31 protein-coding genes and 2 pseudogenes are annotated in these 25,922 nt (G+C 43.0%); 20 read left to right on the top strand and 13 right to left on the bottom strand.

Features of this window, described 5'->3' with window-relative positions; genetic code table 11:
- The first annotated feature begins 818 nt into the window (after window positions 1–818).
- The 9 genes from ABXS85_RS10860 (at window position 819) to ABXS85_RS10820 (ending at window position 6,361) form a co-directional block, all read left to right on the top strand.
- A complete protein-coding gene (locus ABXS85_RS10860) occupies window positions 819–1,118 on the top strand; it encodes a hypothetical protein (RefSeq protein ID WP_353666551.1) in 300 nt (99 codons plus the stop codon).
- A gap of 31 nt (window positions 1,119–1,149) precedes the next feature.
- Window positions 1,150–1,422: a hypothetical protein gene (locus ABXS85_RS10855; protein WP_353666550.1), complete on the top strand. Its 273-nt coding sequence runs from the start codon at window positions 1,150–1,152 to the stop codon at window positions 1,420–1,422.
- Window positions 1,412–1,894, top strand: coding sequence for a hypothetical protein (locus tag ABXS85_RS10850; RefSeq protein ID WP_353666549.1), 483 nt, complete (start codon window positions 1,412–1,414; stop codon window positions 1,892–1,894). The genes ABXS85_RS10855 and ABXS85_RS10850 overlap by 11 nt, the downstream gene beginning before the upstream one ends.
- Window positions 1,895–2,671 carry a hypothetical protein gene (locus ABXS85_RS10845; protein WP_353666548.1) on the top strand — a complete coding sequence of 259 codons (777 nt, stop codon included), beginning with the start codon at window positions 1,895–1,897 and terminating at the stop codon, window positions 2,669–2,671. It abuts the gene before it with no gap.
- 546 nt (window positions 2,672–3,217) lie between these two features.
- Window positions 3,218–3,613: a hypothetical protein gene (locus ABXS85_RS10840; RefSeq protein ID WP_353666547.1), complete on the top strand. Its 396-nt coding sequence runs from the start codon at window positions 3,218–3,220 to the stop codon at window positions 3,611–3,613.
- A gap of 65 nt (window positions 3,614–3,678) precedes the next feature.
- Window positions 3,679–4,215: a hypothetical protein gene (locus tag ABXS85_RS10835; RefSeq protein ID WP_353666546.1), complete on the top strand. Its 537-nt coding sequence runs from the start codon at window positions 3,679–3,681 to the stop codon at window positions 4,213–4,215.
- A 211-nt stretch (window positions 4,216–4,426) separates the two neighbouring features.
- Window positions 4,427–4,837, top strand: a complete 411-nt coding sequence (locus tag ABXS85_RS10830; protein WP_353666545.1) for an SMI1/KNR4 family protein — start codon at window positions 4,427–4,429, stop codon at window positions 4,835–4,837.
- Window positions 4,821–5,108, top strand: coding sequence for a hypothetical protein (locus ABXS85_RS10825; protein ID WP_353666544.1), 288 nt, complete (start codon window positions 4,821–4,823; stop codon window positions 5,106–5,108). The genes ABXS85_RS10830 and ABXS85_RS10825 overlap by 17 nt, the downstream gene beginning before the upstream one ends.
- Window positions 5,109–5,560: 452 nt before the next feature.
- The gene (locus ABXS85_RS10820; protein ID WP_353666543.1) at window positions 5,561–6,361 is read left to right on the top strand and encodes a hypothetical protein; all 801 of its coding nucleotides are present in this window, start codon (window positions 5,561–5,563) and stop codon (window positions 6,359–6,361) included.
- Between the two features lie 31 nt (window positions 6,362–6,392).
- Here ABXS85_RS10820 and ABXS85_RS10815 read toward each other — a convergent pair whose 3' ends face one another.
- Window positions 6,393–6,548 (bottom strand): hypothetical protein, encoded by a 156-nt coding sequence (locus ABXS85_RS10815; protein WP_353666542.1) that lies wholly within the window; start codon window positions 6,546–6,548, stop codon window positions 6,393–6,395.
- A 95-nt stretch (window positions 6,549–6,643) separates the two neighbouring features.
- Here ABXS85_RS10815 and ABXS85_RS10810 point away from each other — a divergent pair, with 95 nt between their 5' ends.
- The 8 genes and pseudogenes from ABXS85_RS10810 to ABXS85_RS10775 form a co-directional block, all read left to right on the top strand.
- Window positions 6,644–7,072 carry a hypothetical protein gene (locus tag ABXS85_RS10810; protein WP_353666541.1) on the top strand — a complete coding sequence of 143 codons (429 nt, stop codon included), beginning with the start codon at window positions 6,644–6,646 and terminating at the stop codon, window positions 7,070–7,072.
- A gap of 5 nt (window positions 7,073–7,077) precedes the next feature.
- Window positions 7,078–7,377: a hypothetical protein gene (locus ABXS85_RS10805; protein WP_353666540.1), complete on the top strand. Its 300-nt coding sequence runs from the start codon at window positions 7,078–7,080 to the stop codon at window positions 7,375–7,377.
- 31 nt (window positions 7,378–7,408) lie between these two features.
- On the top strand, window positions 7,409–7,612 hold the full coding sequence (locus ABXS85_RS10800) for a hypothetical protein (protein WP_353666539.1): 204 nt from the start codon (window positions 7,409–7,411) through the stop codon (window positions 7,610–7,612).
- Window positions 7,613–7,683: 71 nt separating this feature from the next.
- Window positions 7,684–7,797 (top strand): annotated as a pseudogene (locus ABXS85_RS10795) (Type I secretion system protein TolC); the annotation flags it as partial.
- Between the two features lie 161 nt (window positions 7,798–7,958).
- Window positions 7,959–8,129, top strand: a complete 171-nt coding sequence (locus ABXS85_RS10790; RefSeq protein ID WP_353666538.1) for a hypothetical protein — start codon at window positions 7,959–7,961, stop codon at window positions 8,127–8,129.
- A gap of 316 nt (window positions 8,130–8,445) precedes the next feature.
- The gene (gene imm48, locus ABXS85_RS10785; protein WP_353666537.1) at window positions 8,446–8,850 is read left to right on the top strand and encodes an Imm48 family immunity protein; all 405 of its coding nucleotides are present in this window, start codon (window positions 8,446–8,448) and stop codon (window positions 8,848–8,850) included.
- Window positions 8,851–9,051: 201 nt separating this feature from the next.
- Complete coding sequence (locus ABXS85_RS10780) at window positions 9,052–9,627, top strand: hypothetical protein (RefSeq protein WP_353666536.1); 576 nt, start codon at window positions 9,052–9,054, stop codon at window positions 9,625–9,627.
- 85 nt (window positions 9,628–9,712) lie between these two features.
- Window positions 9,713–9,826: pseudogene (locus ABXS85_RS10775) on the top strand (Type I secretion system protein TolC); the annotation flags it as partial.
- Between the two features lie 354 nt (window positions 9,827–10,180).
- Here the strand turns inward: ABXS85_RS10775 and ABXS85_RS10770 are convergent.
- From ABXS85_RS10770 to ABXS85_RS10730, 9 genes are all read right to left on the bottom strand, one after another.
- The gene (locus ABXS85_RS10770) at window positions 10,181–11,842 is read right to left on the bottom strand and encodes a hypothetical protein (protein ID WP_353666535.1); all 1,662 of its coding nucleotides are present in this window, start codon (window positions 11,840–11,842) and stop codon (window positions 10,181–10,183) included.
- Window positions 11,843–12,394: 552 nt separating this feature from the next.
- The gene (locus tag ABXS85_RS10765; protein WP_353666534.1) at window positions 12,395–13,318 is read right to left on the bottom strand and encodes a biotin-dependent carboxyltransferase family protein; all 924 of its coding nucleotides are present in this window, start codon (window positions 13,316–13,318) and stop codon (window positions 12,395–12,397) included.
- Window positions 13,308–14,021: a 5-oxoprolinase subunit PxpB gene (gene pxpB, locus ABXS85_RS10760; RefSeq protein ID WP_353666533.1), complete on the bottom strand. Its 714-nt coding sequence runs from the start codon at window positions 14,019–14,021 to the stop codon at window positions 13,308–13,310. Before pxpB ends, ABXS85_RS10765 begins: the two co-directional genes overlap by 11 nt.
- Window positions 14,018–14,776 (bottom strand): 5-oxoprolinase subunit PxpA, encoded by a 759-nt coding sequence (locus ABXS85_RS10755; protein ID WP_353666532.1) that lies wholly within the window; start codon window positions 14,774–14,776, stop codon window positions 14,018–14,020. The genes pxpB and ABXS85_RS10755 overlap by 4 nt, the downstream gene beginning before the upstream one ends.
- 36 nt (window positions 14,777–14,812) lie before the next feature.
- Window positions 14,813–16,120 (bottom strand): TRAP transporter large permease subunit, encoded by a 1,308-nt coding sequence (locus ABXS85_RS10750; RefSeq protein WP_353666531.1) that lies wholly within the window; start codon window positions 16,118–16,120, stop codon window positions 14,813–14,815.
- Complete coding sequence (locus ABXS85_RS10745) at window positions 16,120–16,638, bottom strand: TRAP transporter small permease (RefSeq protein WP_353666530.1); 519 nt, start codon at window positions 16,636–16,638, stop codon at window positions 16,120–16,122. Before ABXS85_RS10745 ends, ABXS85_RS10750 begins: the two co-directional genes overlap by 1 nt.
- Before the next feature lie 94 nt (window positions 16,639–16,732).
- Window positions 16,733–17,695, bottom strand: coding sequence for a TRAP transporter substrate-binding protein (locus tag ABXS85_RS10740; protein ID WP_353666529.1), 963 nt, complete (start codon window positions 17,693–17,695; stop codon window positions 16,733–16,735).
- 96 nt (window positions 17,696–17,791) lie between these two features.
- Window positions 17,792–18,592 (bottom strand): putative hydro-lyase, encoded by an 801-nt coding sequence (locus ABXS85_RS10735; RefSeq protein WP_353666528.1) that lies wholly within the window; start codon window positions 18,590–18,592, stop codon window positions 17,792–17,794.
- Window positions 18,593–18,684: 92 nt separating this feature from the next.
- Window positions 18,685–19,599, bottom strand: coding sequence for a LysR family transcriptional regulator (locus ABXS85_RS10730; protein WP_353666527.1), 915 nt, complete (start codon window positions 19,597–19,599; stop codon window positions 18,685–18,687).
- Window positions 19,600–19,924: 325 nt separating this feature from the next.
- Here ABXS85_RS10730 and ABXS85_RS10725 point away from each other — a divergent pair, with 325 nt between their 5' ends.
- Both ABXS85_RS10725 and ABXS85_RS10720 read left to right on the top strand, forming a co-directional pair.
- A complete protein-coding gene (locus ABXS85_RS10725) occupies window positions 19,925–20,533 on the top strand; it encodes a DUF502 domain-containing protein (protein ID WP_353666526.1) in 609 nt (202 codons plus the stop codon).
- 67 nt (window positions 20,534–20,600) lie between these two features.
- Window positions 20,601–21,827 (top strand): TIGR03862 family flavoprotein, encoded by a 1,227-nt coding sequence (locus ABXS85_RS10720; RefSeq protein ID WP_353666525.1) that lies wholly within the window; start codon window positions 20,601–20,603, stop codon window positions 21,825–21,827.
- Between the two features lie 117 nt (window positions 21,828–21,944).
- Here ABXS85_RS10720 and ABXS85_RS10715 read toward each other — a convergent pair whose 3' ends face one another.
- The 3 genes from ABXS85_RS10715 to ABXS85_RS10705 form a co-directional block, all read right to left on the bottom strand.
- The gene (locus tag ABXS85_RS10715; protein ID WP_353666524.1) at window positions 21,945–22,484 is read right to left on the bottom strand and encodes a porin family protein; all 540 of its coding nucleotides are present in this window, start codon (window positions 22,482–22,484) and stop codon (window positions 21,945–21,947) included.
- A gap of 392 nt (window positions 22,485–22,876) precedes the next feature.
- A complete protein-coding gene (locus ABXS85_RS10710) occupies window positions 22,877–24,046 on the bottom strand; it encodes an OmpA family protein (protein ID WP_353666523.1) in 1,170 nt (389 codons plus the stop codon).
- A gap of 301 nt (window positions 24,047–24,347) precedes the next feature.
- Window positions 24,348–25,244 (bottom strand): NAD(P)/FAD-dependent oxidoreductase, encoded by an 897-nt coding sequence (locus ABXS85_RS10705; protein WP_353666522.1) that lies wholly within the window; start codon window positions 25,242–25,244, stop codon window positions 24,348–24,350.
- Window positions 25,245–25,383: 139 nt separating this feature from the next.
- Here ABXS85_RS10705 and ABXS85_RS10700 point away from each other — a divergent pair, with 139 nt between their 5' ends.
- Window positions 25,384–25,830 carry an Rrf2 family transcriptional regulator gene (locus ABXS85_RS10700; protein ID WP_353666521.1) on the top strand — a complete coding sequence of 149 codons (447 nt, stop codon included), beginning with the start codon at window positions 25,384–25,386 and terminating at the stop codon, window positions 25,828–25,830.
- The last annotated feature ends 92 nt before the right edge of the window (window positions 25,831–25,922 follow it).

Below are 25,922 nucleotides of genomic sequence, written 5' to 3'. Positions count from 1 at the left end.
TGGCCAAGTCTGGCCAATATGAGAAGGTGCGCCTTACAGTACGACCTCAGGGGTGAAAACATCCCCACGGCGTTTACCGGACGTTATAGGGAGAAGGACTGATGGTCTTATCGATTCCGTTGAGTTTCCATCAAAACTGATAACCCTGCTTTCCTCTATCAGCGTAATTTAGATGCTATGCAACAATTGCCATCAAGTATGAGAGGAAATGTCCGAATTGCACCCATACAATAACTTTTAAGGTGTATTATTATGAGAAAAGGTTCAGCTAAGTGCATAGTTTTTTATGATTGGGAGACCAATAATACAGGACAGGCATAACTTAGTGGAATGGAAATGATTTAGAAAAAATAGATAATAGAGTACCAAGTTCAATTGTTTTATTGGATGCAGCAAGCGAACCAGAAAATTGGATCGGGATTGGTTTGCTCACCTCCCTATTTAAGAAACCGCAAACATGGTCTGGCTTATTTGATAAGTCTAAGGTTACGAAGAAGACAGTCGGTCGTTGGATGTCTTCTGATGAATTGGCCAAGATGAAAAAGACGGGGAAAGCGCAGGAAAGTTATTCTGGTAAGACGCATGTTGCTGACCCTGCTAATCCTGAAGCATTTTATAAAACAAACCAAAGTTGGAAATGTGTATGCCGAGTTTGATATACCGGCACCCTCTTTGAAGATAACTAATGAGGGTTGGGCACAGATTGTAGGTCCGAATTCTGCCACGGGTAGGCTTGCTGCTAGAAAAGGGAATCCAGTTCCACAAATACCGGATGCAGAAAACATAGTCCACAAAGCGACAAAAATAAGGTGATTATGATGCTTCAGAAAGTTTTAGATTGGCTTAACTCTGACGCAAATGTATTTACGATGCTCGGTTGTATATTTGAAATTATGCGTGCACCTGAGCACGCAGACACGCAGAGCATTACGGTTGATTTCGACTTTAACAGTTATTTCTGTCGGCTTACTTTTTGGGATTCGGGCCAAGGGCACATCGAGATATTGAATGGTGATAGTGAAGAAACTGTCATGGATGAAAGCTTTGATATCGAAAGTGTGCTCGGGCAGGAAAAGCCTTTTGAGGAAGTGGTAGCTAAGTTATCTAGCCAGATTTGATGTTACAGAGAACGCAGCCAGAAAACAGGTTATGAAAGAGCAAGAGATTCCAACCAGCCAACAGCCCATTTCGCAATCTAGAAATGCATCAGGTCGCGAATATCAATATGAAGTTTTTAAGCCTGGTGGTGGAACTCAAATAAAATCAGTCCAACAACAAACTCTTGATAGGAGTTATCCAGGCCAAAGTCACTGGGAAGCTGGCACAGTAAAAACAGATCCGCTTACTGGCCAAGTCCGAATGAATGACTATGGTCGACCTAAATTGGGTAATGATAAGTCTAAGGTAGACTATGATAACTAACGTTAAGAATAAGCGTGAATATTTAAGCAAAATTGCTTCTTATCTGTTAGAGCTTGGAATACCTGCAAATAAAACCGTGAGTAAGGATGAGTTATCGTCTGTAGACAAAGTAGATGAAGTTCGGGCTGGAACATCGAATCTAGTAAATTTACCTGCCGAAAAATTTAAGGTAGATTTTTCTGAAAAAGATGATATTCGGTTTGGTAGCTATATTCAAGGTTTATATGACACTAATAATGAGCAAGTATATCTCTGGACTAGTAAAACAAATATTTGTGGTTTGTATAAAGTTGGCAGTATAAAAGATGTTAACTTTTCATTTCCTTTTGGGCTTAATGATGAAGGAATAATAGTGTTTTTATCAGCTGATTTGAAAGACAAGTTGCTTTTAGATTTTTCTATTGATCCTAACGGTAACAAGGTTGTTGAGGTAGAAGCTCAGGGATTAAATTGGCCTAACGTAAAATATTAAATGAGAAAAGGTTCAGCTAAGTGCATAGTTTTTTATGATTGGGAAGGTGAATATAGCCTCAAAGATTGGCTCGCAATAGCTTTCAAATTCTTCCAATTATTGGGAGTTCTTCCAGATCATGTATTGCTTGGGAGTCAACCAGATAAGACCAAAGCTTCGTCAATTGAAGAGTTAGAGAAAAAAGTTTCAATTGGCAAATCTCTACCTAAAGTAGTGGAGCTATTCCTAACAATTCCAGGTTTTAAGCAATTAGCATTTGGTTGGTCGGTTTTCGCTTCAATTAATTCTTACCAAACTAAAACAATGATGTTTTGTTTTGATAAAGAATTGGATGGCTCTTGTCAGGATTTGTTAGATGAGATTATTGCTAAAGTCACAAGAACTAGTGCGCAAGTCTATGGAATAGTATATGAGCGCCCCTTTTCAAAAGGGCCTGATATGTATGCATACGGAATGTCTTCTGGTCTTGGCTATAGCGAAGAAGAAATGAAAGAAGCTGACAGCATTGGAGCTTGGATGAACGAAAGGATAGCTTTAAATCGTCATTTGAAAGGGCATTTTAGAGACATTTATTCAGTGAACATATTATCTCAGAATCATGTTAATTCATTGATTGAAGGAATGACTTTAGCTAGATGGATTGAAGAAAATAAAGTCGGGTCGCTAAAGCCATTATCGGACAAGGTGTACTGTTGGAGTGTTCCGCAATCTCAGATAGAGGATGCCAGAACGGCGATAAAAGAAAATTCGTTATTGATAGTGGAGTGTTGCAGATGAAATGCTTAACGAAGTGGAACGCTTGATACTGTCAGATCCACAATAGGAGAATATAGATTAATGGTATACAGACATTTTACTAAGACGAAAATCATATTTTTATGTTTGTATAGCCTATACATAGTGGCGATTTATTATGCAGGATATACTGAGTTTAGTTTTGCCTCAACGTCATTTTTTTCACTGAGCTGGTTTATTATGAACCTTTGGGTCACATCTTCATATATTATAGGTGGATGTATAGTGATTTTTCTTGGCTTTTCTAATATAAAACGCTGGTTAGTTAATTTGGCATCAGTAATTTCTTGCAGTGTTTTGCCTTTTAATGTTCTTTATTATGGGCAAGTGGACTCAGGAGGTACTGGACTTGAAGGGATTATATTCTTCATATTCAATACAATCCAATTGTGTTTCATTTTCATATTTATAATTGTCATATATTTTATCGGGTTTGTTGTTCGATTATTTGGGACTACAGGCTCAAGTCAATGTTAATTACGGAATAATACAGGACAGGCATAACTTAGTTCTTGGATCGGGATTGGTGTGCTCACCTCCCTATTTAAGAAACCGCAAACATGGTCTGGTTTATTTGGTAAGTCTAAGGTTACAAAGAGTGTACCTAACCCAGGAGGCCGATTAGGAAAGCCTAGTACCAGACAGCATATAGATGATGTTGCTACTGAAATGGAGAATAGAGGCTTTACGATTACTGGCAGAGTTAATCGGCTTCCAGAAGAGTATTTGCCAGGACCTGGCGGTGGTCGAAAAGGCTCTTCGTTTCCAGATATCACAGCCACCAAAAATGGACGTACAGTTCGAGTCAACACAGTTGATACCCGAGCAGATGGCATAACCCCAACTATTCGTGAAGCAACAAACGCGGCTAGAATCAGATCGCAAACCCCAGGTGACCATTTGTTGTTGATACCAAAACCATAAAGGTCACCCATGGCAAAGAAAATCATAAAGGTCACCCATGGCAAAGAAAATCATAAAGGTCACCCATGGCAAAGAATCAAATTTCATTTTTTGCGACGCAAAATGATTTGTTGTTAGTTTTAAACGATGTTCGACTTAAGGTTCCTTACGTTTTTTCTTTTCAGGAAAAAAGCGAGGAACCTAGCGTTTACGAATCACCTGAAGAGATAGAAGATTTAGGATTTATTTCTGTGGGTGATCAAAATCAATCAGAGTTGTATTTGTTGATAGCGCCAGGCGATGAGCCAAAAGCAAGATCTGTAGAACAGAGAAATGGAGACATTAAAAGATTTTATGACCAAATGTCTCATCCAAGAAGTGTATCTTTTAGAGCGGGAGGACTGCTTAATGATTCGTCTTGTATTATTGCTGGCCAGGTAGGAACAGTATCGGATGATGAATGGTCAATAGCCTTATATAAGGGCATTGTCTCATCAATTAAAAAAAGGTTTACAAAAATAAAATCTTTTTATGTTGGTGATGAAGCAGCCAAAAAGCTAGATGAAGGTTATAGGTTAACAGCCAATATTAAATCGCCGGTTGATTATGATCTAACCCGTTAAATCTCACGCCCGCTTTCGCGGGCTCTTAGAGCTAATACAGGACAGGCATAACTTAGTTGAACCAGTCGATGTGCATGAAGTTCAACCGTTGAAGTTCGGTGGTTCGACGACCGATCCAGCGAATAAGGTAATCATCGATAGAAGCTTGCACAGAAAACAAGTAACCCCATGGTGGTACAAATTACAAAAAGACGTTGGAAGTTAAATTGCTGTGGACGAAAATTTAAAGGATCTGCTTGATGATTTTTCTTTTGAGGGAGGAGCGTCTAGCGACGCTCTTGCCGAGTTGGCTGAATTATCGTTATCAAATGATTATTTATCTGTTTTTTCTGAATTAAATGGTGGAGAAGGCTTTGTTGGTGAGGTGTATTTAATCCTCTGGAAGGCTGAAGAGTTAATTCCGTTCAACAAGGAATATGAAGCTGAAAAATACGCGCCAGGGATATTTCTATTTGGCTCTAATGGTGGTGGGGAAGGTTTTGGGTTTGATACTCGAAGTAAACCCTATAAGGTTGTTGAGATTCCTTTTATTGGAATGGATCTGCAACATGCTACACCAGTAGCTGATAACTTCACTCACTTGCTAGAAAGAATGAGAGATTCTGATGGCTCGCTACTCTGATACCAGAAAGCAAAATAGAAAGCAGCTCAGAGGCTTAGAAATATTTGAGATTACTCCTATCATTGTTGGCGGCAGTCCTACTGATCCTGAAAACAAAACAGCCTTAACACGTGAGCAGCATATAGAAGCATGTCGTTATTGGAACAAAACGATCAAAGAACTTCGCGATCAAAAAAATAAAAAGATTAATCAAGCCCGCATTCGCGGGCTTTTTAATGTGCCGTTTGTTGAATCACAGTATCTAGCATCTCACTCACAAATTTCTGTTTAGCCTTGGGCAGCAAGGCGACTTGTTCAATCTGACGTTGAAGTTTGGGCATTGGCCCTCTCTTAGTCGCGGTATCTTTAAGTCCCACCAGTTCATCCACGCTGACCCCGAAGAGCTGCGCCAATGCTGGCAGCATCGAAGCGGGCACTTTCCTGAAAATAATACAGGACATGAAAATAATACAGGACAGGCATAACTTAGTTGTACCAACTCGCCTGAAAAACGCGTTTTCCAAATCAAAACCGCTCAGTCTACTTAGAAATATTTCACTGATACGAGTTTCCATGAGTTTTTCAATAACAAATAGAAATGAGGCGGATAGCTTGCTAGTCTTCCCTTTAATTGGGTGTCTTGTATCGTCTACTTGCTACGCGTGACCAAGTTATGAATGCCGCCAAACAGATCTATAAAGACCACCCCGATATTTTGAAATCATTGGGCTTATAAGGTCTGGCATGAAAATTACACATAATATTGCGCTTTCAGTTGATGAAAGCGCAAAACAAAAATTTGAAGCGTTGGGCATTCAGTTAAATGTTGGTTTTTCTAGTTTTAAGATTGACGAATCGGATCCGCGTTGGGCTGAAGTTGATGTATTGGCTAGGTCTCTGGAGGCGGTTGATACAGCAAAAACCGATTTTTCAGCGAAAGAACTAAATGATTCTGATTATTTGCGTCTAGTTGGTGATTGGCATCATGGCTACCCTGAGCCTTCAGAAGACTTTGGTTATTTGTCCGAAGTTTATTGCTTGGATAAATATTGCTCTGAATGTGGCAGTGGTTTGATCCAGAAGAGTCCTTTTAAGTTCTCTAAGGAACCGAAGTGGGGCACTAAAGATATATTGCAATTGAATTGGGTTTTTGATGAGTTTTTTGTTCGACCTGATACCTGGGAGAATTTGTTTAAGCCTTTAGGTGTTGAATGTCGAGAGGTGCTTCATGCTAAGTCAGGAAAACCACTAGAGACTGTCGTTCAATTAATTGTGCCTGAAGAGGATGTATCCCTTTCATTAAAAACGGACACTCCTGGTCAGGTATGTGCCAAATGTTCAGTAACGAAATATTTGCCTATTGTGCGTGGATTTTTTCCTGCATTGACAGGAGTTGTAAAAACGCCAATTTTTAAAGTGAAGGATAACTTTGGTAGTGGTGCAGAATCACATAAGCCAGTTCTTATAACTAAGGATTTATATTCTGTGTTAAAGCAGAACAAGGTTAAGGGTGTAGCCTTCTATCCGTTATTGAAGATTGATTAAGTGATAATTTAAGCCCGCAAACGCGGGCTTTTTAATGTGTAGCTTGCTGTATCACCGTCTCTAACATCTCACTGACAAACTTCTGTTTAGCCTTGGGTAACAAGGCGACCTGTTCAATTTGCCGCTGAAGCTTGGGCATTGGCCCTCGCTTAGCTGAGGTATCCTTAAGCCCTATCAGTTTATCCACGCTGACTCCGATAATAATACAGGACAGGCATAACTTAGTGGAATGGAAATGATTTAGAAAAAATAGATAATAGAGTACCAAGTTCAATTGCTTTATTGGATGCAGCAAGCGAACCAGAAAATTGGATCGGGATTGGTTTGCTCACCTCCCTATTTAAGAAACCGCAAACATGGTCTGGTTTATTTGGTAAGTCTAAGGTTACAAAGAAGACAGTCGGTCGTTGGATGTCTCCTGATGAATTGGCCAAGATGAAAAAGACGGGGAAAGCGCAGGAAAGTTATTCTGGTACGACGCATGTTGCTGACCCTGCTAATCCTGAAGCATTTATAAAACAAACCAAAGTTGGAAATGTGTATGCCGAGTTTGATGTACCGGCATCCTCTTTGAAGAAAACTAATAAGGATTGGGCACAGATTGTAGGTCCGAATTCTGCCACGGGTAGGTTTGCTGCTAGAAAAGGGAATCCAGTTCCACAAATGCCGGATGCAGAAAACATAGTCCACAAAGCGACAAAAATAAGGTGATTATGATGCTTCAGAAAGTTTTAGATTGGCTTAACTCTGACGTAAATGTATTTACGATGCTCGGTTGTATATTTGAAATTATGCGTGCACCTGAGCACGCAGACACGCAGAGCATTACGGTTGATTTCGACTTTAACAGTTATTTCTGTCGGCTTACTTTTTGGGATTCGGGCCAAGGGCACATCGAGATATTGAATGGTGATAGTGAAGAAACTGTCATGGATGAAAGCTTTGATATCGAAAGTGTGCTCGGGCAGGAAAAGCCTTTTGAGGAAGTGGTAGCTAAGTTATCTAGCCAGATTTGATGTTACAGAGAACGCAGCCAGAAAACAGGTTATGAAAGAGCAAGAGATTCCAACCAGCCAACAGCCCATTTCGCAATCTAGAAATGCATCAGGTCGCGAATATCAATATGAAGTTTTTAAGCCTGGTGGTGGAACTCAAATAAAATCAGTCCAACAACAAACACTTGATAGGAGTCATCCTGGCCAAAGTCACTGGGAAGCTGGCACAGTAATGAATACTACAGGAAAGGCATAACTTAGTTGACTGGCTAAAAAATACACTGTAATTTTATCCAGTATATTTCACGTTGGAAAAGGAGTTTCCAAATGCCTAGAGCCCGATATCAACAAATCAGTTTAGACAGCACCCCTTACTATCACTGCATTTCTCGATGTGTGCGTCGAGCCTTTCTTTGTGGTGAAGATTCCGTTAGCGGTAAGCGAATTCAGTAGGACACCCAACATAATTTGACGACTTTTCTTTATAGAGAATATTTCTTATGGAAAAGAGGTTTTGTCATGCCAAGAGTCAGAAGTCAGCACATTTGTTTATAAGATACGCATTGTTGTCACTGTACTTTCCTTTGCAGAGGAGAAACTTAATGCCGATTCTTAAGCGTCTGAATATTTCCCATCAAAACTGGTTAACCATTGCTACGAAATTCGAACAAAATACTCATAGCGTAGTAGGTAAAAAAGAGAGTTTACAAGGTTATAAAAATGCCCAACCGAGGTCGAGACCAAATCAAAAATGCTGTCAGTTACTGGCCTAGAAGCAATACTTGAAATCAAATGTCCTCAGAGTAGACGTATAATGTATATACGACATACCAACTCGCCTGAAAAACGCGTTTTCCAAATCAAAACCGCTCAGTCTACTTAGAAATATTTCACTGATACGAGTTTCCATGAGTTTTTCAATAACAAATAGAAATGAGGCGGATAGCTTGCTAGTCTTCCCTTTAATTGGGTGTCTTGTATCGCCATTATTGTTTAAGTGTCTATGAAGCGGGGCATTATCCATGTGGTTGGAATGGTGCTTACCCTGATGGCGTTCTTGTTATTATTTAGAGTCGAAGCGTTAATGTTATGGGTGATTTAGAAGGTAACCGCGAACAAAATGCCAATATGGTAAGTTATATATTTTCGGTAATAGGAATTAAGTTTGAGGAAACATCAGAGTTACAACGGCAATTATTGGCGGCATTTGCTTTTGGTATGGTCTATGCCGATGGTCAAATTAAGGGGGTAACTCCAGCAGAGGTTCATGGATTGGCAATATCAATGTTACATGATGCATTTAAATATAGTCCTGAACAAGCCGGTGAATTCTCCTCACTCTTAATTGAAGCAGCATCAGATAAATCGGTTCACAGTGTTATTAACGCTGTCATTCATCGTGGGATAAAAGGCCACTATCAGTGGGAACAAAAACAGTCTTCACTATTAAAGGAAAACATAGAAGAGATCTTTAAAGAAGTACAAAACGGGTAACTTGAAGTCTCCGTTCTTCCAATGACTTTTTACTTCTTAGCTCTATTAGTCTCGACTTGATCTGACAATTCTACTTGAAAGGCAACAGCGATAATAGCGATAATAATAATACAGGACAGGCATAACTTAGTTGTCCACGGGGGCATATCACCCTCCTGGTTCGTAACAAGAGGTTTATAAATGCTTTGCGTGGAAAATTTTATGGACTCTGGAATTTTTGGTTCGCTGGTTCGAAAGAGCTTCAATTTCTTAATTTCTGAATATGGCTTTTCAGTAGTAAAAGAAGATGGCTTTCAAGTTCGATTCGAAAATGATGACGTGTTTTTAACTGTTCATTATGATGCAAATAGGTCGTATGAGTTAGATGTCGAAATTGGACAGTTGAAGGTTTTGTTTAACGGAGAGGAAAGGCCATTCAATTTAGGTGAAGTTCTGCGAACAGAAAGAGCGGCGGAGGGAAGAGGCTATCGCGCTTTGCAAGCTTCGGATTCAGATGCTCTCGAATCATGTATAACTAAGTTGGCTGCTCTAGTTTCATTAAATGCAAAAGATTATTTGTTGGATAACAAGTTTAGCTTTAAGCGTTTATCTAATCTCCGAGAAGAAGAATGCAATCAGTATGAGCTGAAAATGAAGTTAGAAGGTGTTAGACGAGAAGCCCAAATGGCGTGGCAAGATAAAGACTATGCAAAGGTGGTTTCTCTTTATAAACCTGTTGAAAGCATAATTACTGAAGCAGAGAAAAAGAAGCTTAGTTTTGCGGAAAAGCATAGCTAAGCAACTTTGTTTTATTCTAAGAAGCAGTGAATAATAGAGGACAGGCATAACTTAGTTGACTGGCTAAAAATTATACAGTTTCCAAATGCCTAGAGCCCGAAATCAACAAATCAGTTTAGACAGCCCCCCTTACTATCACTGCATTTCTCGATGTGTTCGTCGAGCCTTTCTTTGTGGTGAAGATTCCGTTAGCGGTAAGCGAATTCAGTAGGGCATCCAACATAATTTGACGATTTTTCTTTATAGAGAATATTTCTTATGGAAAAGAGGTTTTGTCATGCCAAGAGTCAGAAGTAAGTATATTAGTTTATAAGATATGCATTGTTGTCACTGTACTTTCCTTTGCAGAGAGTTCCTATGTTCGTAGGGCGTGTTTGTGTGGAGAAGAGTATCTGGTGCAAGCTTTGCGCACTGCTGTTACTGAGTTGAAATGCATTGAGTGGGCTTGTTCTTATCTTTTTGATTAAATTCTAATGGAAAGCGGATAGGAGAGGTAAAAGCAGAAAAATCTGATGGATTTTTCTGCTTTTATTTTTAGATGGATTAAAAATGATTACTTGTTAACAGTACACATAGATGAGCAAGCATTGACGGTATTGTCATTATTATTCTTACCATCATCACATTCTTCCGTAGCACTATTTACTACGCCATCGCCACAATAGCCTGGCAAGGTACAGTTTTGTGCACAAGACGCGGTGCCATTAATATTGCCGCTATCGCATTCTTCAAATTCCTCAACGACGCCATTACCACAGCTATGAACAGCCCAGCCCATGTCGATTAAAGCTGGTATAGTCGAGCGAATAGATCGTTGAGCGTACTCTAAACCATTCACGGTATTAGGTTCCATGATATTTCTAACGGTGCGATTATTAACCGGCTTAGGGGAAACACTGGGTTTCCAATGGAGTAGTATAGAAGCTGATCCTAAGTTCAATCCGGTATGGACGAAGGGTCTGCCGGACTCATCGGTTCCCATTAATTTGTTGGCTTGTTTCTCTAAGCTATACGTAGTATCACTCGGTAAAAGCTCGATGGCAGATTGTAAGTTCTTATAGTCTGACAAAGGCATGGTAACGACGGGGATAGTAATATCAGTAAATGCAGAAACACGGAAGGTTTCTGCAGCACTTGTAATAATAGCTGATGCACCTTGATTCTGAGCTTTAATAATAGTGTCATATTGGGTGCCATCGTAACCAAATTCTTTACGAGCACAGCCATCGGGAAGTAGGACTATTTTGCCTCCAAGGTTTCCGCTAATGGCACAAGTATCAAAATTGACAATATTAATTTGTCCAACAATGCCGCTCTCTGGGAGTGCTCCAGTGGTGACCACATTGCTGTCAATTTTAGGGATGTTACTCTCCTGAGTTGTTTGTGGCACCAACTTAACACTTGTGTCTAATATATTTGAGGCTTGCTGGCGAGTTATACGACCATTAAAAACTATGTTAGAAACAACCTTCTGAGCTTCGGTACGCTGATCATTGTTAAGATTTGAATAATAATCCTGTTTATCTTTGACCCACAACATACGTTCATAAATAAAAGGATTACTATCATTGGAAGGTCTTTTCTCAAAGCCCATTCCATGTGTCATTTCATGCATGATTAGCTGAACAAAGTCGATGGCATTGACGTTCTTTTCGTTGCTATATAAGCCATAGTTGAATTTTTTATTACATGAGCCATTTAAGTATTTTGGATTGATTCTAATCCAGATGTCCGCACTGTTATTTGAAGTATCGGTTTGCAATAGTTGGTTAGCCAATGACGAAGGGTAAAGAGTATTGGCAATTTGATTCTTGCCATTTTGATAGCTGTACGCATAGGAGGCGGTTGCATAGTAGTCACAGTTTGTATCGCTATCGTAGAAGACTATGTCAATGGTTTGATTGATGCGTAATTCTGACGCTATGATGCCAAGAGCATATTTAAACGCTTTCAGCCTTTGTGCTCCAAGTGTTGACTCGGTATTTCCATTGGTTGTTGAAAGCTCGTCCGGTGCCGCGGTGCTGGTGAACATACTGTGGTTTTCATCGAATTTAAAAATGCTACTAGCATCGATAATTTGTTCAACAGTTAGCGTTGTGGCATTGGTTAGACTGGAAAAACTTACTAGTATCGCAGTCAAGATAAAATTGATGAGTCGGTTTTTTAAACACCTAGGGTGTTTGGTGGTTGATTGTTGTTTAGTTGATATAAACATCCTGTTTTCTCCATGATCCATGGTTAATAATGTGTGTATTTGATAGGAAGCTGTTTTTTTATATAGAAGCAAAAAATGAATTTTCCATGTCTATACTTTTTGCATGTCTATACAAATCTACCCACAACTAAAATAGAACATATTTATTTCAAATAAAACACACTTTTGTGAATTAAATTGACCGTCCCTATAAAATGGTACTTTAAGCATTAAGTAACCTGTTATTTTTCTTATAAAAAAGCTATTTTTAGACACAAGCCGATGAAAACAGTGGTTCAAAGAATCGGGTGCAAAAAAGCTGAACTCAAGTCGTTTTAGTAAATTCTGATCACGGGCGCTTAACATTGCCCTGATCGCATGGTCAGGCATGCTTTTTCGTTAGTCATAATTTGCTATTTATTTTAATTTATATATATTTCAATGGGTTAGAGAGCTATTTGAGGTCTTTTAAGGTTCCCTCCTTTAGTTTCCTTTAAACATCGAGCCGGTAAAGTCTTAGCAGGTGTCAACTGAGAAGGCTAACACCCGCTAAGATAGATTGCTTGGAATGGCTTAACGCCATTGCTGTAAACGGGCCATTTGCAGGTGTCTTTCTTGTTCGGCTTGATCGATTGAGATGGGGGTAAATTGGATCACATCGCCGGGCTTCTTCTGTGCCAGTAAAGCTCCACCAAAGCGTGTTATGCAGCCCATTTTGGGGTAACCACCAATGGTTTGTCGGTCGCGAAGTAATACTATGGGTTGACCATCTTTGGGGATCTGCACTGAGCCATAAGCAATACCTTCTGAAATGATACCTTTGGCGTTGCCCTGTATGGCATTGCCCTCTAATCGGTAACCCATGCGGTCACTGTTTTGAGAGACTTTGTAATCACTGGAGAAGAAGTGCGCTCTTTGTAAATCCGAAAAGCTAAGATACTGATATCCCAGCACCAGCGGAATGTCGGATTGGCTGTAATCCGGAATGGCGGCGCGTGGTACGGCTCTTTGCTGGTGTTGATCACTTGCTTGAAAAGGCAAGATATCGTCTTTTTGTAGCTTATCACCTTGGCCGGTTAAGCCACCAATCTTCTCACGCATTACGGTCGCCACGCTGCCGAGGGTGGTTTCACATTGAAAGCCCCCTTTTACCGCCAAGTAAGCGCGTAACCCCCAAATGGGTTGCTGAAAATTCAATACATCGCCCTTCTTCACCGCATAGCTTTGCCAGGGTGTCAGGCTTTTGCCATTTAACGTGGCACCCAAGTCGGCACCAGTTAAGGCAATGCTGGTATTGGCTTGAGCTTCTAAACTCAGTAAGCCAAAGGTAATTTCCAATTGCTGGGCATTGTCGTCATTGTCTAACAAGGCATTCGCCCAACGAAAGGCCAATTCATCCATGGGGCCGCCAGTGGTGACGCCTATGGCTTGATGTCCATAACGACCCAGATCCTGTAATAAGGTGAGCATGCCGGGTTTGATTACTTTAAAAGCCATCTAGCTTGCCCCCTTGTGCTAAAAATTCTTCACGGGAAATGGGTTCAAATCGTATCTTGTCGCCCATAGCAATCAGAGCGAGGTTCTCGCTGCCCCAATCGACTAATTTGATCGGTGTACGACCTATGACTTGCCAACCACCTGGGGTGACGCTGGGGTAGACTGCGGTTTGGTTTTCCGCAATGGCCACACTGCCAATGGGTACTTTTAAACGGGGGGTGGTTTTACGGGCAATGTGCAGTTGTTCTGGTGTATTGCCAAGAAAAGCAAAGCCGGGTGTAAAACCTATGGCGAATGCTCGATAGGTTTGCGCACTGTGACATTGGATGACTTGCTCATTGGTCATACCACAGTGGGCGGCGACTTCGGCCAAATCTGGCCCAACATCGTCACCATAGTACACGGGAATAATGATGTCGCGCACATCAGCCAGTAAGGCATCCTTGGGGTCTAGCTGAAGGATGAGCTGACGAATGGCTTTGCAAATGGCAAAACGGTCAAAATGGTCACCATCGAATACTACCAATAAGGTGGTATAAGAAGGAACCAAATCAATGATGCCGGGCAACTTGCTTAATTTATGACTGACTTGGGCGATGCGATCCGAAATGGCTTCGCAGATGGTCTGGCTAAAGGTCAGTAGACAGGCATTATCACTGACCATGTCCATGTCAGGTAATAAGGGGGAAACGGTTTGGCTCATGATGTTGTCGTGTTGTTTTGTTGAGTGGCATTGACCAGTTTACGAATGCGTTTTACCGCATCCACGGCATGGGCTCCGTCACCATGCACGCAAATGGTGTCGGCGTGAATGGCCAAGCTTTTGCCAGATGCTGTGGTTAGGGTGCCGGTTTCACATAATTGCACTACTTGTTGTTCGATGAGTTCGAAGCTGGCGTGAACGGCATTCGGCAATTTACGTGGCGTGAGACGACCTTCGTCTGTGTACAAACGGTCAGCAAAGGCCTCAAACCAGACATTCAAGGCGTATTTTTGAGCTAACTGTTTGACTTGTTCCGCCTCAGGAATCGCCATCACCATCAGAGTCAGAGATGAGTCTAGTTCACTCACAGCCTGCATCACGGTTTCTAAAATCGTAAAGTCGGCCATCATTTGGTTGTACAAAGCACCATGAGGTTTTACATAGCTGAGTTTGACCTCATGAGCTTGGCAAATACCTTGTAAAGCACCGATTTGATATTGTATCAGCGCTTTTAACTCGGCGGGTGCAACGTCCATATTGCGACGCCCAAACCCTACTAAATCTGGATAGGCCGGGTGGGCGCCTAGGGTTACCCCATGTTGTTTGGCCAGTGCTACGGTTTTGCTCATAGTCAGTGGGTCTGAAGCGTGGAAGCCGCAGGCCACATTGGCCTGATCCACAAAGGGCATGATGTGCGTGTCTTCGCCCATTTTCCAAGCACCGAAGGCTTCGCCCATGTCGCAATTTAATTTCATTTTTAAGTAGTCCTTACATTCACTACCGCGAGTCCATTAGTTTTGTGACATGGTCGCTGGTAGATAGGTAACAATTTCTGGAAACACACTGATTAAGCCAATTGCCACACCAATCAATAGGAAGAAAGGCAGAGCCGCTTTGGCCACATACAGAATGTTTTTTCCGGTTAAGGCTTGTATGACAAATAAGTTGAAACCAACAGGGGGTGTTATCTGTGACATTTCCACCACAAGTACGATGAAGATACCAAACCAGAGTAAATCAATATGAGCCGCTTCTACCATCGGCATAATGACGGCAACAGTCAGTACTACTACGGAAATACCATCGAGGAAACAACCCAACACTACGAACAATACGGTGAGGTATAAAATGAGTTCCATGGGTGACAATGACAGGCCACCTATCCACAGGGCCAAGGCTTTTGGAATGCCTAAAAAGCCCATGGCTAGCGTTAAAAAGTGCGCGCCAACCAAGATGAAACAAATCATACAAGAGCTTTTAACCGCACCAAGTAAGCTGTCGATAAAGCTGTTGCGACTTAATGAGCCTGTTATGGCTGCCAGAATAAGTGCTCCAGTAACGCCTAATGCCGCTGCTTCCGTTGGCGTGGTGATACCACCATAAATGGAACCCAATACGAAACCAATCAGACCCACTACGGGCATGAGTTTACGCAATGCTTTGATGCGCATTGACCAGCTGGTGTCTTGCTGACTTTTCTGTGGTAGCTCGTCCTTGTGTAAATAGCCCCATACCATGGTAAAGCCCATGAACAAACTGACCAGCAACAAGCCTGGTAGTGCACCAGCAATGAATAAGCGGGCAATGGAGACTTCTGCCGCGACGCCATAAACAATCAAAATAATGGAAGGCGGAATCAAGAGGCCTAAGGTGCCTGAGCCGGCTAAGGTGCCAATTGCCATGCGCTCGCTGTAGCCTTGTTTACGCAATTCCGGCAGGGTCATACGACCTATGGTAGCCGCAGTTGCGGCAGAGGAGCCAGATACGGCGGCGAAAATACCGCAGCTTAAAATATTCACGTGTAAGAGTTTGCCCGGCACACCGTTTAACCAAGGAGACAAGCCCTTGAACAAATCTTCTGACAAGCGGGTGCGGAACAGTACTTCTCCCATCCAAATAAAGAGAGGGAGAGCGGTGAGTGACCACGCCGTACTGGCTCCCCAACTTGAGGTGGCAAACAACAGATCAACTTGATAATTTTCCGACAAAATCAGTCCTAAACCGCCAATGGTGATCAAGGTGAAAGACACCCAAACACCTAATGACAATAGGGCCAACAGAGCAAAGGCTAATAGAATAGCAATCCACATCATGTCCATTAGATTTCCTCCAGTTCTAGAGCGTCTTCATGCTCACTGTAGCTGGGGGTGTTGCCCTTTAAGACACAGATAAAGGCATCCAAAATAGCCAAGTTTAAGGCGATGGCGCCCACAGCAACGGGAATTTGAGGAATCCATAATGGTACGGGAACATAGCCATAAGAGACTTCATCATAGATATAAGATTCGTACACCATAAAAGTACACGAATAAGATAAGAAACTGATTAGAGCAAGTGATAAGGCGAGAATAATGCCTTCTTGCCATTGACGTGAAACAGGGGAAAAACGCTGAATCACTAAAGTTACACGAATATGGCCGCCTTCTTTAAAGGTGTAGGCCAAACCCAGAAAGGTTGATGCGGCTAAAGCATAACCGGCAAAATCTTCGGCTGACGGCACAATGAAACCGAATAAACGCCCGACAATTTGTGCTAGCAGCAACAAGGTAATGAGAAGGATACAGAACCCAGCCAGCAAGCCGGAACAAAGATACAGTTTTTCTTTTATTTGGTTCATAGTGTTCACTTTTGATAGAAAAGACACCGTCTAGTGGAAACTAGACGGTGTGGGAAGGTCAAATACAGCTTTGAGACGACCTTCAAGAAAACGCTTAGTTTTGGTAACGGGTTAAGATCTCGCCAACTTCTTTTGGCGCTTCGGCTTTCCATTCCTCTATCATAGTATTACCAATGACTTGTAGTTCGCTTAGCAATTCTGGTGAAGGATCGCTTACTTGCATACCATTTTCAATCAACTTAGCTTTGTCATTCGCAGCTCGTTCAGCGACTTTTTCCCAACCTAGGGCTTCGGCGTTTTTCGCCGCTGTTAAGATGGCATTTTGAGTGTCTTTATCAAGACGACGAAAGGCACGCTTATTGACGACGACAATGTTCTTAGGAATCCAAGCTTTTATATCTGTGTAGTAGTTTACGTAATCCCAAGCTTGACTATCCACACCAGTAGAAGGGGAGGTGATCATGGCTTGAATGATACCTGTACTGAAGGCTTGCGGAATGTCGGGTACTTGAATAGTAGTCGGCGTGGTGCCCATTAGGTCGGCCAAACGCGAGGTAGACGGACTGTAAGCACGCATTTTAGAACCTGCTAAATCACTTAGCTTAGTCACTGGCATTTTGGTATAGAGGCTTTGTGCTGGCCAAGCAACTGCGTACAGCATTTTTAAGCCGCTTTTATCCAGTTGCTCATCTACTTGAGGTTTGGCGGCCTCCCATAATTTCTTAGCGTCTTCGAAAGAGGTTGCTAAGAAGGGAATGTTGTCGTGTTTGAACACTGGGTGTTCGTTACCCAAAATACCGATGAAAACTTCGCCTAATTGTACTTGGCCCGTTTTTACCGCACGAGGAATTTCCGTGTGTTGAACCAAAGAGCCACCTGAGTGAACATTAATTTCTAAATCGCCACCGGTTTTATCTTTGATTTCTTCTGCAAATCCATACGCGATTTGTGTGGGTAAGTTGCCGTCACCGTAAGGGGTTGGCATGTGCCATTTAGTGGCGAAAGCGGAGGTAGACAGTATACTGCCTAGAACCAGAGCGGTTGTGAGTTTTTTCATTGTTCCTTATCCTTTCGTTGAAGGTTAGTGTTGTTTTGATTGTGTTATAAAAACGCCACCTCACCTGGGAGAGAAAAGCAGCGAAAAGTAATAGGGTTAGAGCACTGCCAAGTCAGTATCGAGCAAATCCGTTACCAGCATTTTGCCGGGGGCATGGGTGATACAAAATGGCGGTTTGGCATTGCGAATCGCCACTTGAGGCGTAACGCCGCAGGCCCAAAAAACCGGTACTTCACCATTTTTTACTGAGACTGGATCACCGAAATTGGGTTTGCTCAGATCCTCAATGCCAATGTCTTCTGGAGTGCCAAAATGCAATGGTGCGCCATGAGCTTTAGGAAAACGCGTGGTGATTTGAATGGCACGAATAGCGTCTTTTGGGGTGTAAGGACGCATGGTGACCACAGTATTGCCAAAAAAACGACCAGCAGGTGTTGTTGGAATACTGGTTTCAAACATGGAAACATTGACGTTTTCGGTAATGTTGCGCGGGGTTAGACCAGCTTGCGATAAGGCATTTTCAAATGAGAAAGAGCAGCCTAATACAAATACCACCAAATCATCACGCCATAAGTCGGTAATGTCGGCGCGGCTTTCGACTTTGGCGCCATCGCGATAAACATAGTATTCGGGCACATCGTGACGCATATCGATGTCTTTGCCCAATTCGGGTAAACGATAGTCGCCCACTTCAGACACACCGATCAGCGGACAAGCCACCGGGTTTTTTTGACAAAATAAGAGAAAATCACTTGCCCAATCAGCTGGTAAGATCACAATGTTGCCTTGCATAACGCCAGTTGCAAGACCACTGGTAGGTCCAGTATGCGTTTGATTGCGAATGGCTTGACGCAATTCATACGCTTGTTGCGCTAGTGGCTTAGCCGATGGGGTCATAGGAGAGTTCCTTATTTTTGCACATTTTGTTTTTTTCTAGAGTAGTGTCCCTCACAGTGAAAAGTCTAATTGTGTTTTTTTGGGTTATTTGATCAATTTATTTTATCAAGCAGGGTGTTTTCGTATTTTTGTGCGGCTTCTATGGCCAAATCGACGGCCATTTCCGCCAAAGGGTTGAAAGGTTCATCCGAGTAAGAAGCGGTGAATTTCAGATCATGCGGCGTCCATATGGTGTGTATCTTGCGCAATACATTGTCTTCTAATTCCTTGCCAATCATGATGTCTGGTAAAGTGGCGATACCAACAGCATCTATGGCTAGGCTGCGGATGGCGGCCAGTGAGGTGGAAGCATAAAAGTGTGCCGGGTTGCCTTCTAAACTGCGAAACTTTTGTACAATTTCTGCATAGGGTTTGGTGGATTTGGCGTAGGTAATGATAGGCCAAGGAGTGAGTTCTTCGAGGTAAAGCAAACGCTCTGGTAAGGCCAATTGAGGACTGCAAACCCAAGAAAGCGCGAAGGTACACAAGTCATGATTGACGATACTGGGTTCTGAAATAGGTCCCATTAACAAGCCCAAATCCAAGGTTCGATCTTTCACGCCAGCGGCTAGAACCGTGGTGATGTCTACGGTTAATTCCACGTTTAAATTGGGCGATTTGTTGTGCAAGCGTGCTAAGAAATCAGGTAACCAAGTGTTGACTATGGTTTCGGAAACGCCCAAACGCAGCACCCCAGAATAAGCCGAGTCTGCCTCAGCGCGTTTGCGAAGCTGCTCTGATTGAAAGAGGATTTTTTCTATATAGGGCAGTAGTTCTTTGCCTTTTGGCGTCAAAATAATGGGGCTGGACCCACCTTCCCGTTCGAACAATTTCACGCCAAGCTCTTCTTCCAAGCCAGAGATGCGGGCAGAAATGGCCGGTTGGGTGGTATGTAAGCGTTCTGCTGCTTTACGAAAATTACCTAAAGTGGCGACCCAAACAAAGGTTTCGAGGCGTTTGTAATTCAAGGCTGGCTCCAGTACTACGGCAAATCATATTTAAATTTATTCTGTAGCAAGTATATAGGTGATACGACTTTTGCAAAGCTTTTTGCTTGAAGCTTTGTCGTACCGCGTTTATGAGCGCTTGGCGTGTATCTTTTTGATCCCCATTTGGGCGGCCTATTTTACTCGTCATGAGACGTCTCCCTGTTATTATTCACTACTCGATGAATATGGGGCTATTTGTTGAGCTATGAAACGAATTAAATTCTTCTTAAATTCTTCACAGGGTTTGATTTTGAGGAGTTAGTACACACTAATTAGCTAGGTCAAATTTGATGTGTCTTTATAGATGGACAATGAAACGGATAATGTGAATATGAATAAATTGGTGTCTTTGTTGTTAAAGGGCTTGGTGGCAGTCTTGCCAATTGGCTTAACCCTGTATCTTATTTACTGGTTGTTATCGACCGGCGAGTCATTGGCTAAGCCACTGATTCTGTTACTCCTACCTGAAGATTACTATTTTCCTGGTGTCGGTTTGGCAATAAGCTTGGCGACCTTAGTGGCGGTGGGTTTGTTAGTCAATCTGTACGGCATTCGTTACTTGGTTAAGCTGAGTCATAACCTGCTAGAGCGCATTCCCTTGGTGAAATCCATTTACGGTGCTTTTAAAGACGTCATGATGGTATTTAACCTATCCGAAAAGAAAGACATGAAAAGCGTGGTGTCTTTAGAATGGAATGGGGCGCAAGTGATAGGCTTTATTACTGGTGAACAAACGGGAAAACAACTTTTTCCCGATCAAGAGTTGGTCGGCGTGTATGTACCACTGAGTTATCAAATCGGTGGGATTACTTTATACATAGAGCGAGAGCGTTTAACGGAATTGGACATTGGCGTAGAAGAAGCCATGCGTTTGACGCTCACGGCAGGTATCCAGAGTCAAAAAAGTGACTGATTTGGTGATTGCCGAAAACTTCTTTATCATGCCCTCCTTTATGAAACTGAGTGAGCACTAACAGACAATGGCAAACCAAGTCATGGTGATCGGAGCTGGCCCTGCGGGTTTAATGGCAGCAGAAATAATGGCTGCGGCAGGCCATCAAGTGGTCGTGTACGATGCCAAGCCAAGCGCCTGTCGAAAATTCCTATTGGCGGGTGTGGGTGGCATGAACATTACACACTCGGAAGCCTATGATGATTTTATTCAGCGTTACTATGACAAGGCCGACTGGTTATCGAGTGCGATTCGTCAATTTGATAATCAAGCCTTAAGGGATTGGATTCATGGTCTAGGGATAGACACCTTTGTGGGCAGTTCTGGTCGTGTCTTTCCAACCGATATGAAAGCTGCGCCCTTGTTACGACATTGGCTGTCGCGTCTGCGCGAAGCCGGGGTGGAGTTCCATATGCGTCATAAAATGCTCTCCCTAAATTCAACATGCGCTACCTTTGATCATCAAGGGGAAACTGTGACGGCGGATGCGGATGCGATTGTCCTTGCCATGGGTGGAGCCAGTTGGCCCCAACTGGGGTCAGACGGTGCTTGGCAGTCGGTTCTGGCTGATAAAGGGGTTGGCCTGTCGCTTTTGCGCAGTACCAACTGTGGCTTTTACAGTCGCTGGAGCGAGCACTTAAGCAGCAAGTTTGCGGGCAGTCCACTTAAAGGAGTGGCTTTTTCCATGCCGCTTGCTAACGGCCAAATTGTCCACAAAAAAGGCGAATGCATTGTCACCCAAGACGGTATGGAAGGCAGCTTAATATACGCTTTTTCAAAATACCTGCGGGACGCCATTGAAGCGCAAGGTGAAGCCAGTTTGTCCATTGATTTGTTACCCGATGTGAGTGAGCCTCAGCTGGTGGCAAAATTGTCCTCTAAAAAGGCGAAAGAATCCCTTAGTAAATACTTAAAACGCACTACGGGCTTAAGCGGTGTCAAAGTGGCCTTGTTGCACGAGTTGTTTGCTAAAGCAGTCTTATCTAGCCCTGAGTCCTTGGCCCATGCGATCAAACATTCCCCTGTTTCTTTCTACCAAACCAAAGCCATAGAAGAAGTGATTTCCAGTGCCGGCGGCGTGTGTGAAGAGAGTCTTAATGACGACTTGATGTTAAGTAAAATGCCCGGTGTGTTTTGCGCTGGTGAAATGTTGGATTGGGAAGCACCAACGGGCGGTTATTTATTAACAGCTTGTTTTGCAACAGGTCGTTTAGCGGGACAGGGTGTGTGTCGTTGGTTAGCGGCAAAAGCCTGATACCGCTTTCGTTTAGTGTATAAAGAAATGCCCAGCATGACTGGGCGTTTTGATATTAAGCCATTAAGCTTGTCGCTAGGACTTAAGCATTTATTCTTTGCTTGTTGAGTTGCTGTGCTACATGCTGGGTTTGCCAAAGGCGTATTGCACGCCAATTGAGGCAATGTTATCCAAGTAACTGTGCTCAATGTCTTTTACTAAGCGGAAGTCGGTGCGTAGGCTAACATCTTGATTCAGAGCGTATTTTACACCACCACCGGCATTGATTAAGGTGTTGGTACCGGAATCTTTATCACTCACATCCGTCACACCAACCCCTGCTGCTAAATAGGGTGTTAAATTTGTTTGCGTGAATTCAGGTAGGTTATAAAGGCCGTCCACTCGATATTGGTCTAGGTCGTTATCTTGACCGTGTCTTTTACCGTCTGAGTGCAGATAGGTCGCTTCGATCGCTAACGGATTATTAAATTGGTAACCGAGACTGATGCCATATGAAGCATCCTTGTCAGCCGCACGATCATTGTCTGTATTGTAATAGCCTATACTGGGTGTCAGGGTGAAGCCTGGCTTGTTTGGCTCAGCATAAGCCATAGGTGCTAAAGTTGAGGCGACTAGGATGCCACTGAAAAGAATTCGTTTTGTAAATGAAATTGCCATCTTAATACTCCTAATATATGGAAATTAACAACACTCATTGGTGCCGAGTGATCCGCTTCAGATTTCAGATTACGCCCTTTGATAGAGAAATAAAGTGAGTGGGAAATCCTTGAAAATAAAGGGCTGAACCCTGTTTGTGTATTCCTGACATTGGCTTTACTTGGCGAGGGATTTATTTAGCTAAATGGGGAGCAAGTTTGCTGCTAAGGTGTAGCTAATCAGATTTAAATTACACTACTTTTGCATTACTTTGCGGCATTTAAGGCCTTTTTAGAGCGTAGTACGCTAAGCTGAACCGTGCTGGTTATTGCAAAAAAAGCCCAATCAAAGATTGGGCGTGCCGGAATGCAGTTTGCTTTTTGGCAATGATTGGGAGGCTTGAATCTTGATAACTAGGCCTGATTGTCGGAAAGCACCGCAACAACACGACGGTTTGCTTGACGATGTTCGGCAGAATCATTATCGAACAATGGTTTGTCCTCACCATAGCCTATGGCACTAACGCGATTCTCATCAATGCCGAACACTTCTACCAAGACATCCGCAATGGCATTGGCACGCTCCTCCGATACTTTTTGGTTATAGCTGGCGGCGCCAGTATCATCGGTGTGTCCTTCAATGACCACTGTGGTATTGGGATTATCCGTCATAAAAGTGGCTAATTTTTCAACTTCTGGATAGAACTTTTGCTGAACTCTCGTTTGATTGCTGGCAAATTGAATATTCAGTTTAACGGGTGGCTGCGCGGCAACAATGGCTGCTTGTTCAGACAAACTGGGTTCTTTACCGTCGACCGTAATAGGAGGCAGAGGTAAGGGATCCATTTGCTCCGAATTGTCTAGACTTGTTGTGTCTATAGGGTCTGTTTCCACTAATTGACTTGGTTGAGTATTGGCTTGCGTTTCTACTTCGCTGATGCTTTTTGGCTCTGTGATAGGTGACGTAGCCACCACATTTTCTGCTGCTTGGGGGACTTCTTGTTCAGTCTCGATAGGTTGAAAAGGTAAGGTGTGGCTGGCTAAAGTGCTGTTGTTACCGCCGAATGTCATTTGTAAACCAAGCGTTGAGACCCTATCCAGATGATGATCTTCTACGTCGTTAACTAGGCGGAAATCAGCCCGCAAGGCCAGCGTATCTGTCAGGGCGTATTTCAAACCTCCGCCGGCATTGATGTCCAGGTTATTGTCAGGGTTGGAACTGAAGTCTGTGGTGCCAACCCCTGCAGCCAAGTAAGGTATGAGCTTGTAGCGAGAGACATTTGGTAAGTGATACAAAGCATCCAAGCGATATTGGTCTAGATCTACTTTGTTGCCGGTTTGAGCGGATTTGGTGTCGGCATTGAGGTAAACAAATTCCACAGCCCAAGGATTGTCGAATTGGTAGCCAAAACCTAGCGAGTAAGCGGTATCATTTTCTTCATCACGGTCCTTGTCCATATCGTAATGACCAATGCTGGGAGTGAGAGTAAAGCCAGATTGTGGTTGTGCGAATGCAGCTGATGAAAAGGATGCAGCAGCGACTAGGCTGCTGATCATGGTGCGTTTAGCAAAAGTAAAAGACATTATTTATCTCCTAAAAAGTATCTGAGTTATTAGGTGCTTATCACAGCAAGCCTTGTGTTTTTTTCAGAATAAGCGGCTTTTTGAACCCAGAAAAGTCACCCTAAAATACTAGTTAAGGCCTTGAATTACGTGGGCTTTCGCTATAATGACGGAGAATTTACCTAACAAGCATTATCAACACGTATGGTACAAATCTTGAGTCAATAAACAGCTAGAAAGCAGAGAATTAATTACAGGACTTTTGCATTGGAAATGCGGCCCGATTGGCAAAAAATCCCTAATCGAGCCTATTTGAGTGGAGTTACTCGTGAACCAGGGCAAAGTGGGCGCCCACCCCAGCCATGACTCCCGATGCAGATGCGAAGGTGGCATTTTGCATGGGGTTAACGATATCTCCGGCGGTAAATACCCCAGCGACACTGGTTTGTTTCATGTCATCGGTTTGTAGTATCTGTCCCATTGGCGCTTCAACCAAAGCACAACCCAGTTGATCAGCAATGGGGCTGACTATTTGGCTTTTAGGCGCGACGAACACAGCCTCAATTCGTACTGTCCTTCCATCCTCTAAATACAGACTCGTGATGTTAGGGGCACGACCAAGTACTTCAACTACTCTAGATGCTTCAATTCTTACACCTCGCTTTTCCAAAAAACTTGCTTGTTCTGCATCTGGAGCGAACTCCCCTTGAGTGAAGTAAGTCGTTGGCCCCCAATCGGCAAGTAATCCTGCTTGATGAATTGAATGTGGGCCAGTGGCAATGACAGCCAAAGGACGATTTCGAAACTCGTAACCATGGCAATAGGGACAGTGAGCCACGGTGGTCCCCCAGCGTTCTCGCAACCCCGGAATAGTGGGTATTTCATCCTTTAAGCCCGTCGCTAGGATGAGCTTTTTAGCGGATATCTCTTGATTGTTATCCAGTGTCACGGAAAACATCTCTGCACTTTTTTTGGCATTGATGGCTTTGCCTTGAACAAAGGTTACAGTCGAATATTTGAGTAACTGGCGTTGTGCATCTTGCTGAATTTGTTTTGGGGAAACCCCATCTTGACCTAAGAAACCGTGTGACTGACGGGCGAAACGGTTACGCGGCTCACCAGAGTCGATCAAGGTGACATGACGTTGTGCCCTTGCTAACTGCATGGCCGCAGAAATACCGGCAAAGTTACCGCCAATAATAATGACATCTTGCAACATTTTGGAATCCTCAACGTGGTAATAATTATCAAGAAACATCATAAGTTACGTGATGCAGTTTGGTCAACACATGAAACTTTTAATGTTTCATGAAAAACTGCGTTAGAATGCACCTGATGACAATCAAATGAGGCCAGTAATGAGAAAAGACAGTCGCTTATCACGCATGTTACATGTGTTGATTCACATGGATCATCTAGGCGAGCCAGCCACGTCTGAACGCATCGCTAAGATGCTCAATACCAATCCCGTAGTGGTTAGACGTACTATGGCGGGACTTCGAGATAAGGGGTATGTGACATCAGTGAAAGGTCATGGTGGGGGGTGGTCATTAGCCAAAGCCTTGCATGAAATTAGCTTGCTAGATATTCATTATGCCATTGGAGACAGCTCGGTATTTACCATAGGTTTATCCGACGAACACACTGCATGCCAGATTGAAAAGGCAGTGAATAGTGCGATCAATGATGCGTTACAAGAAGCGGAAGCTTTATTGCTGCAACGGTTTGGTGAGGTGACGTTAGATGTATTAGCGAAAGATTTTACGGGCTCCCCCTACCTCACACCAAACCAAAATGAAGCTTAATATAGGCTGTGTTACTCGCGTGTTGTCGTCGTGTATTCGCTTTGGGACACATTCCGGTGCGCTGTTTTAGCTTAACGACCGCTAACATAAAC

It is taken from the genome of Marinomonas sp. THO17 (assembly GCF_040436405.1).
Taxonomy (GTDB): Bacteria; Pseudomonadota; Gammaproteobacteria; order Pseudomonadales; family Marinomonadaceae; genus Marinomonas.
Note: the sequence above shows the minus strand (reverse complement) of the source record. Positions and strands in the feature narration are given on the sequence as shown.